Consider the following 7,688-nt stretch of genomic DNA (forward strand, 5'->3'; position numbering starts at 1 on the left):
CCAAGAACATTATCTGTGTGAACCAGTTCCTGACCTGTTTGTGAAATCAAAGCAATATCCGTTTCCAAAAGCGAAGCATAGGTTATTACAAGAGCTGACAGCTCCTTGAACTGTTCCTGATAAAGCTTCATCCGCAAACTCAGCGAGGCCTTTAGTCACACTCTGCGTTTGTCCAATGGGAATCATCACGGCACTGTTTGGACATTTCCTACATAAATCTCCAGCTAGACTTAGTAAGCTAATCCTGATTTTTCCCATTCTCCCGTAGCCAAATCTAAATTAAAATAAAATCTGCTTCTTCCATAGGAATCGTAGTTTGCCTTGTCGATCGCTTCACAAGCAATCTTCAATTTTTTCTCATTTATATCTGCGATATAGATCATTGTATAACCAACAGGGGAATCCGTTCGATAGATTCGCTGCCCGTAAAAATTATAAACCTCCAATTTTGAGATACTGCCACGATCATTAGATTGACGAAAAATACTAAAAATTAATTTATGACTAGGACAGAATAGAATATTATTTGTAAACTGAAATGTAAGTTTATGAGGTCTATCATAGTTCCACTCTACCGTTTCCTCCTTCACATTCTGTTTACCTAACATTTTTCCTTCCATACTGTAATAAAAATATTCCTCTGTGATAAAGTTATCTCCACAACTTACTACCACTATATCTTCATTCTTATCATATTTTGCGTGGATGACCTTCGGTACATTTATTTCGAAAAAGCTATTTTTGTATTCCCAACTAACTATATTTTCACTAAATGTTATTTTCATTTTTTATCCTTTACTCAAAATATCTAACTGAAACAATATCTAGATAATCCATTCTATTTGCAGGTTCTACTAGCATCTGTATCTGACTAGCTCCTCCCGGTAAGTATTTATCTACTTGTACATCAATTTGTGGACCAACAGGACCTACTTGAACAGGGAGTTCTACTCCCTCTTTGACACGATATTGTACCACTCGTTCAAGCTCTGGTTTCCAATCAGATTTAACCGCTAAATCATTGTACACATAATCTTTACTACTAATTGTTCCGCTATCTGTTCCAAATCCTCCAGGCCAATCATTAGGCTGGATTCTCTCTGGTCCCATTGCCATTTCAAAGGTATCCCCTGATTTCAAAGTTGTTTTTTCTGGAGTATAGCCTTTCGGCCATGGACTTTGATTTAGGACTAAATCCTGATAATCTGAAATGTTTTGACTAGGATTATGTTTCTTGAATTCAAAATAGGTATTTGGGGTTCCGAAATCTTGAATCCACATCCTTTGTTCTGGGTCGAGACCATCTGCGACTAACTTATTCCACTGCTCATACCTTCGTGCATCTTCAGGACTCATCTCATCCATAAATGAAGTGACCTTAGTTTTACCCACATCATTCAAACTAAACTTACTTGCCGCAGACGATGCCGCAAAGCCACCTAAGATACTGCCTACAAAAGTTGCACGCTCGGCATCAGCTTCGTTTCCTCCTAGAAGTTTGGTTCCGTGATAGCCTACCTGACCTCCGACAAAACCGCCTACTTCACCTATCGCAAACTCAGCGAGTCCTTTAGTCACACTCTGTGTTTGTCCGATGGGGATCATCACGGCACTGGTGGTTGTAAAGAGACCGCCCACTTGATGGTATAGTTTATCATTTCCCATGAAGAGGGTATCTCGGATGGGGTTGATGGCTAATGTTTTACCATCACCTTTATAGCCTAGGTAAATACCTTGTCCTGCTTCTGCCACATTGGAAGCACCATAGGCGACAGTGCCTGTTCCTGCCACAATGCCTGCACCTACAACCAAAGGGGTCGCAGCACCTGCTGTTGCTACAATAGCCGCAAGACCTACTGCAATAGTAACCACTTGTTATATAGATCAATAGTCATGGTTAATCCTCCAAATAAACAATTCTTGTACTAGAGATATCAATAGACCTTGTTTTTTCTAATGGTTTTTCTTTCAAAATTTCCTCAAAATTGTCAATTGGTCCTAACAATAGTTCTCCTTCAGAAGCATCAAACTCATCAAGACTATCTGCCGGAATTGTTGTTTCTAAAGACTTATCTCCATTAAGACGAATTGATAGCAAATAAATGCGTGTACTGGTATTTTGTGATAGTTGTAAAAATTCAACTTCTTGCACTTCATAGCCCCTAGCAATCCATCTTACCACATTATCTTGTTGCTCCTTCGTCAATGTTTCTTTCTGCGAAGTGATACCACACCCTCCTAAAATTAAAATTGCTATTGTTGCTAAAATACTGATAAATAATCGATACTTTTTCATCTTACTGCTTTCCTCTCCGTTTATTACGAAACAATGAGTACAAAGTCACTATCATTCCCAAGACGATTATACTATTCTCCTAAATATACCACATCTACCTTTTTAATAGTATCTTCTGTACTATCGATTGGAACATCCCTTTCCAGAGGTTCAAAATCCTCAATAGGACTGAGACCAATATTGTCCAGACTTTCATCAAACTCTGAAATTTTTCGAACTGTAATTCCTGTTTTGTATCTTTCGTTGTTATTTATGGTAAATAACAAGTGATAACTACCTGTTTTTAGGTCTTTACTAAATTTTATAAATTTTATTGTTTCTATATTATAATTCTTGACAATTCCTCGCACCACATTATCCTGTTGCTCCTTCGTCAATGTTTCTTTCTGCGAAGTCATGCCACACCCTCCTAAAATTAAAATTGCTATTGTTGCTAAAATACTGATAAATAATCGATACTTTTTCATCTTACTGCTTTCCTCTCCATTAATTACGAAACCATGAGTACAAAATCACTATCATTCCCAAGCCGTTTATTAGAAGCATCTGTATAGATAATCCCGTTTTTTCTCGATCAGCGCGAATTGTACATTTATAATAGCCACTTGCTAAACAAAAAGACACTAGCCTGCATGCCGTTGACGGTGTTGTCTTCTACAGCGAGGACTTGGAATTGACCTATCTCAGGGTTGTTTTTATCATAATAATATGGACCTTTACTAATAGTTTCATATTGACCATCATTTTTTTTGACCATCTACACTATAGACTTGTGTAGCTAACCAATTAGATTGATGTTCTGTCATCATAAGAACTATCCTTTCAAATAGATTATTGTAATATCACTAGTGTCTACCCTCTTACTACTATCGAATTCTATAGACTTTTTAATATCAGTAAATTCTTCAATAGGATCCAAAGCAATAATTCCTTCTGAACTGTCAAATTCCTCAGCATTCTTAAACTGAACTATATTCGTCGTCTTTTTATCATTCACCTTAAATACTAAACTATAATAACCAGTTGAATTATTCCTTTCTAAATTCACAAATTCCACCTTTTTAATTTTGTAATTTCTCGATATCCTTTTAACCACATTATCTTGTTGCTCTTTCGTCAATGTTTCTTTCTGCGAAGCCATTCCACAACCTCCTAATATTAAAATTGTGATTGCGACTACTAAACTAATAAAAATTCTTCGTTTCGTCATTTTATATCTCCTAATCACAGTTAACAACTGGCGCTACGGCCATTGCCTGCATACCATTAGCGGTGTTGTCTTCTACTGCGAGGACTTGGAAGTTCTGTGATAATCCTCTGATATCTCTAGTATCTAATATCTCACCTTTTAAAGGGGTAAACGGTTTGTCAGATTTATTCGTATCTATCCAATAGGAAACATTTGATAGAATCTTACTGTCTTGAGGTGTGGTTAACATTTACTTTTGCTCCCAAAGTTTAATAGTCAAATCATCATTTTGAAGAATTTGTTCAGAATGGACAAGGTCAATATAATCACTTCCATAAGCCCATATCTCACCGGTCTGTTCCTTAACAGAAGCTACGACTTTCCATTCACTATTATCATTTATGTAAAATTTATATGTAACATTTCCAGTTGCATCGTTTGAAACGACCGGTTCCTGATAAAAGGTAATCGTTGTGATTTCATTTTTATCTGGCGCCAAATATTTTGACGAAAAATCTTTAGCTATCTTTTTTGCAATTTGTCTCTCTTCCTTCAATGTTTCTTTCTGAGAAGTCATACCACACCCTCCTAAAATTAAAATTGCTATTGTTGCTAAAATACTGATAAATAATCGATACTTTTTCATCTTACTACTTTCCTCTCCGTTTGTTACGTAACAATGAGTACATAGTCACCATCATTCCCAAGACAATTATTAGAAGCATCTGTAAAGATAATCCCGTTTTTTTCTCGGTCAGTGACACTCCATAGCTACCTCATTGAATTTGTTAAAATTATGAAATATAGCATCTGGAATATTATCTATTTACTTCATTGTTAAAACTACTCAATTCATCCGGCGTCAATAGGAATTCTTTGAATCACTGAGCTATAAAATGACCGCGATCCTTATCTTTTTCTGAGGGCATACCATCATGGTGAATTTCAGTCAAACTCTCAATAAAGTAATCAGAAATTAGATTTTTTCGTAAACCTACTATCCTTTTAGATTTTCCATCATAAAAAGGTAATCGTACCACACTAGGATCAAGTTCCCATTTATTCAGGATATCGAAATACTTTCCATTTTCTACCAATTCTAAATCAAATTTCATAATATAACCCCATTTTTAACAAAGTATAACACATTTTGTATCAAATTTAAAACTCACACTTCAATCGACCATTCAGGCGATATTAGAGGTGGGTACGTTTCTATTCCCTCATACTCCTTGTCAATGGAAACAAACACGTACCCACAGGGTAAATGGAAATAGAATTGGATAATTTCTAGCTATCACTTCTACTCACTGTAAAAAATTTCTCACTCTGATACTTACCCACCCCAAAGCAAAAAGCCTTGAAATCAAGGCTTTTCATTATCCCTTTCGTTCCAAGGTTTTTTGGCTTTTACGAGCAGAGCAACACACTCTACGTATGAGGATAGGTGTTATCTATATTATTGAATGAAACCGAAAAACAGAATCGGAATTATACTATGGTATGAATCGGTCCCAGCCATTAAATAAGAAGGATTGCATTTTTGTTAGTCGTGATCCCTGCCTTGATAGTCTGTTGGTTTCAAATAGATCTATAAGTATCCTTATCTTCAATAGAATCAAGCATTGTTTGCATTTTAACATGATTCTTAATGTATTCTTGCGATTGATTCCAAATTAAAAGTGCATTTTTTGTTGCTAGCGTTGAAAGTTCGATCAAGTTTTCTTGACTTAAAATTGGAATTCTTACTCCTTCAAGGTCATCCGCGTAAACTCTAGCACGAGAGCTTGATGAACCAACACCCAATCGAACAATTTGATTTTTTACACTTGGACTTCTCAAAATTGGCACCAGAGCACTTTGGGTTACTTCTGAAAGATATTCGTTATTATCTTTTACTTTTAACACATATATTTCTCCAGAAGTAACAAATTTAGTTTTTGAGTCATGGTCAAATTTTGGAATTAAAGTAATTCTATTCTTTCTAGGATTTATTCTAGAAAAAAGGATGTCACCTGGCTTAAATTCTACTAAACTATTACTTGTTATATTATTGCCAGTAAGTTTTCTTATATTGGTAACTGCTCCTGTAGATTCACTGATATCAGGTATCTCTAAATAATAATACAGTTCTGAATTTTTAACTGGAATCTTTGGTTGTTCAATTGATACCACTTCACCTAGTGGAAGTGTTGTTTTAAAATTTTTAACATCAATAAGGTTAAGGAGATGTGAGGCTCCAAGTCTCCTTGGGGTAACTTTGGAATTTGGAATCCATCCATATTCCCCACCATTGCTTGTAGTTCTAATTTCTTCATAAACTTCGTCATAATCACTCAAAAATTCATTTAGATCATTTTCGCCTATTTTCTTATATGATTTTTTTCCTGTCTCGAAACCAATTTCCTTAGCAACACCTAAAAAGGCATGAGTTGGGGATTTATATGAACTATCAGAAGATTTTTTCCTAAGTCCTAAAATACATGTTTTAGAGACAGAGCTTCCCATAGGAATAAACGCTCCCTCTGGTAAAGAGATACTACATAGCAAGTCAGCTTTTTCTAATAACCAGTCTCTAAAATACTGGTATGACTTATTTGTAAGAAGTCCTTCTGGTAAGACAATATACATATCTCCCCCTTCTTGCAAAACATTTAATGACTTTTCTACAAATAAAATATCTAGTTCTTCTTTGGGTTTGCCAATTCCCATTTCATATTTAGATAAAGTATCGGTAAATTCATATTTTATAGTAAAAGGCGGATTTGCAAGAACTAAATCAAAATAGTCATCTTTTAAATGATTTGAAATTAGTGTATCCCCTTGATAGATATTATTCCAACCATCTCCGTGCATTATAAGATTTATTTTTGCTAAAACATGTAAATCTTTATCAGCTTCATGTCCCCAAATATTTTTATTGATTAAATCTTTAAATAATTTATTTTGCTCAACTTCAGAACTACGAGAATTTATTATTTTTTGGTTTACATGGTTAAAAGCTTGAATTAAAAATCCACCAGATCCACAAGCTGGATCAAGGAATATATCATCCATTTGAGGATCAGCCAATTGAACCATGAAATCAACTATTTCGCGAGGTGTAAAGTATTGGTCAAACTCGCCTCTTAAAGTTCCTTTTAAGAAAATTTCATAAACAGCTCCTTTAATATCCTCGCCAGTTCCTAAAAATGAAAATGGAGATAAATCGTCAACAACTTTTATAAGAGCCTCATCATCTTCGATTAAAAATTGAGCCTCATCACCAGGATAAATATTTGGGTATCTTTTAAGTGCTTCAGTAAAGAGATGTTTAAATCCTTCAACAATAGAGAATTTATTGGCACCAGCCAACTTTTCTAAATATTCCACCGAGAATCGATTTTCTCCTTCGTAAGCTTTAACACGGCGTTCTTCATTCATTTTTACCAAAATAATCTTTGTTATTTCTTTAAATGACTGATCACTTCTTATCAAGGCTTTTTTCTCAATTGTATTTTTTGAAGAATTGATAAGTTTATAGAGTTCCTCAGGTTCTGCTAATGTTAGTAAAACCCTTTTTACTTCATTCAACTGGATTTCTGTAAAAACTTTTTTCTTTGTAGAGTTTACTCTTTTTAGTAATTGAGATTTAGTAGGTATAGATTCTTCTTGTTCGCCTGTAAAAGTATTCGTTGTAATTACGCTAATACCATTTGTTACACAACTTATTGTAGCAGGTGGAGTACTAATTAACTTGGCATAGCTAGCAGCTTGTAATATATCTGTTTGTGTAACTGCATGACTTGGACGTTTAATATCAATAACAAGTTCGACACGACCATCTAATACAATTTCAATATCAGAATAGACAATAGTTTTCTTTGAGCCAATAACAACTTCCATTGGGGACTCAAAATTCATATCAGATTCAGAATAACCAAGTTTTTTCAGATAAGGTAAAACTACTTTTACTTTTAAATCCTCCTCTGTCTTAACGTTATTATTAAAATTTTCAATATTTTCCATTATAAATTTTTTTAGAGTCATTTCTACCTCCTATAAACGCAAAAAACAGAACTTGCTTGATTTAGCAAATTCTGTTTTTGGGATGCACAAAAAGAGGTTTAGAGTAACCCTTAGTGCTGTGCTGTGCTGTGCTGTGCTGTGCTGTGCTGTGCTGTGCTGTGCTGTGCTGTGCTGTGCTGTGCTGTGCTGTGCTGT

The 7,688-nt window shown here is 34.8% G+C and carries 10 protein-coding genes; all 10 read right to left on the reverse strand.

Annotated elements, in window-relative coordinates; genetic code table 11:
* Positions 1 to 230 precede the first annotated feature (230 nt).
* A complete protein-coding gene (locus ACHBHN_RS10830) occupies positions 231 to 785 on the reverse strand; it encodes a hypothetical protein (protein WP_394734110.1) in 555 nt (184 codons plus the stop codon).
* Between the two features lie 10 nt (positions 786 to 795).
* A complete protein-coding gene (locus ACHBHN_RS10835; protein ID WP_394734112.1) occupies positions 796 to 1,872 on the reverse strand; it encodes a hypothetical protein in 1,077 nt (358 codons plus the stop codon).
* A gap of 25 nt (positions 1,873 to 1,897) precedes the next feature.
* Positions 1,898 to 2,296 (reverse strand): hypothetical protein, encoded by a 399-nt coding sequence (locus ACHBHN_RS10840; protein WP_394734113.1) that lies wholly within the window; start codon positions 2,294 to 2,296, stop codon positions 1,898 to 1,900.
* A gap of 71 nt (positions 2,297 to 2,367) precedes the next feature.
* Positions 2,368 to 2,763 carry a hypothetical protein gene (locus ACHBHN_RS10845; RefSeq protein WP_394734114.1) on the reverse strand — a complete coding sequence of 132 codons (396 nt, stop codon included), beginning with the start codon at positions 2,761 to 2,763 and terminating at the stop codon, positions 2,368 to 2,370.
* Positions 2,764 to 2,888: 125 nt separating this feature from the next.
* Positions 2,889 to 3,053: a hypothetical protein gene (locus ACHBHN_RS10850; RefSeq protein ID WP_167785042.1), complete on the reverse strand. Its 165-nt coding sequence runs from the start codon at positions 3,051 to 3,053 to the stop codon at positions 2,889 to 2,891.
* Between the two features lie 57 nt (positions 3,054 to 3,110).
* Positions 3,111 to 3,506: a hypothetical protein gene (locus tag ACHBHN_RS10855; RefSeq protein ID WP_245169926.1), complete on the reverse strand. Its 396-nt coding sequence runs from the start codon at positions 3,504 to 3,506 to the stop codon at positions 3,111 to 3,113.
* 10 nt (positions 3,507 to 3,516) lie between these two features.
* Complete coding sequence (locus ACHBHN_RS10860; RefSeq protein ID WP_394734116.1) at positions 3,517 to 3,735, reverse strand: hypothetical protein; 219 nt, start codon at positions 3,733 to 3,735, stop codon at positions 3,517 to 3,519.
* A complete protein-coding gene (locus tag ACHBHN_RS10865; RefSeq protein ID WP_394734118.1) occupies positions 3,736 to 4,131 on the reverse strand; it encodes a hypothetical protein in 396 nt (131 codons plus the stop codon).
* A 235-nt stretch (positions 4,132 to 4,366) separates the two neighbouring features.
* Positions 4,367 to 4,600 (reverse strand): hypothetical protein, encoded by a 234-nt coding sequence (locus ACHBHN_RS10870; RefSeq protein WP_394734119.1) that lies wholly within the window; start codon positions 4,598 to 4,600, stop codon positions 4,367 to 4,369.
* Positions 4,601 to 5,066: 466 nt separating this feature from the next.
* Entirely contained in the window at positions 5,067 to 7,514 is a 2,448-nt protein-coding gene (locus tag ACHBHN_RS10875) for an N-6 DNA methylase (RefSeq protein WP_394734120.1), read from the reverse strand.
* Between the last annotated feature and the right edge of the window lie 174 nt (positions 7,515 to 7,688).

Origin of the sequence: Streptococcus sp. A22, from assembly GCF_043674215.1 — a bacterium.
Classification (GTDB): Bacteria; Bacillota; Bacilli; order Lactobacillales; family Streptococcaceae; genus Streptococcus; species Streptococcus suis_V.